Below are 865 nucleotides of genomic sequence, written 5' to 3' on the forward strand. Positions count from 1 at the left end.
AGGAGGGACGGTCTCGGCGTCGGCGGGGGTGTTGGTGGGTCGGGACAGGTTGGCCGTCGAGGAGGTCGGGGTGGGGGTGGTGTCGGTGATGGCGTGGATGACGAAGGCCGCGGCGCGCGGGTCAGCGGCGCCGGCGCGGGGGCATTGGGCCTGGCCGCAGTGGCAGGCCAGCTGATCGGCTCCGGCGGCGATGGCGCCCAGGGCGGCGGCGCGGCGTTGACCTTTGGTACGCGGATCGGCCTCACACACCCCGGCGATCATCTTGGTGATGCGCTTGTCGAGCAGTTCGGCATCGATGGCCGACAACCGCCCCCACAACGACGCGGTGCCGGTCTCATCATCGGGCTTGCCGAACCGCACATCACACTTGCGCGCGGCCTCATGAAAACGCCGCCGGGCATCGGGGTCATGGGTTTCCACGATCGCGTCGATGGCCAACTCCAGGCGCTCCTCCGACAGTGCGCCCCAGCTCACCGCGCGCTCGGCGACCGCGTCATCGATGCGGGCCATCAGCTCGGCATCCACCACCAGGTGGGTGCGCCAGCTGATCGTCGCCACCAGCTTGGCGCTGATCTCCCCGGCACTGAATCGGGCCGCCAGCTTGGGTAGGCGCTCGCGCAGCGCCAGTCCGATCCGCATCTGCCCGGAGGCCTTGCGGTGGCTGATGCCCATCGCAGCGGCTATCTCGGCGGCCGCACACGCCCACAGATCCACCACCCACTGCTGGCATTCATCGAGCTCGGGCGCATCAGCGCGCGCCGCCAACTCCCCGATCGCAGCCAACCGCCGCGCCGCGGTCATCGCCTCAACATGGGTGCACGCTTGGATCTCGGCGATCAGCGCGGCCTCCTCGGCCGACCGCAAC

At 70.3% G+C, this 865-nt stretch carries 1 protein-coding gene; it reads right to left on the reverse strand.

Annotation, left to right across the window (positions count from 1 at the left end; genetic code table 11):
* A partial coding sequence (locus ABQF13_RS25275; RefSeq protein ID WP_448395548.1) for a DUF222 domain-containing protein occupies positions 1-865 on the reverse strand: 865 nt, incomplete at both ends.

The sequence above is a fragment of the Mycolicibacterium sp. XJ879 genome (assembly GCF_053483935.1).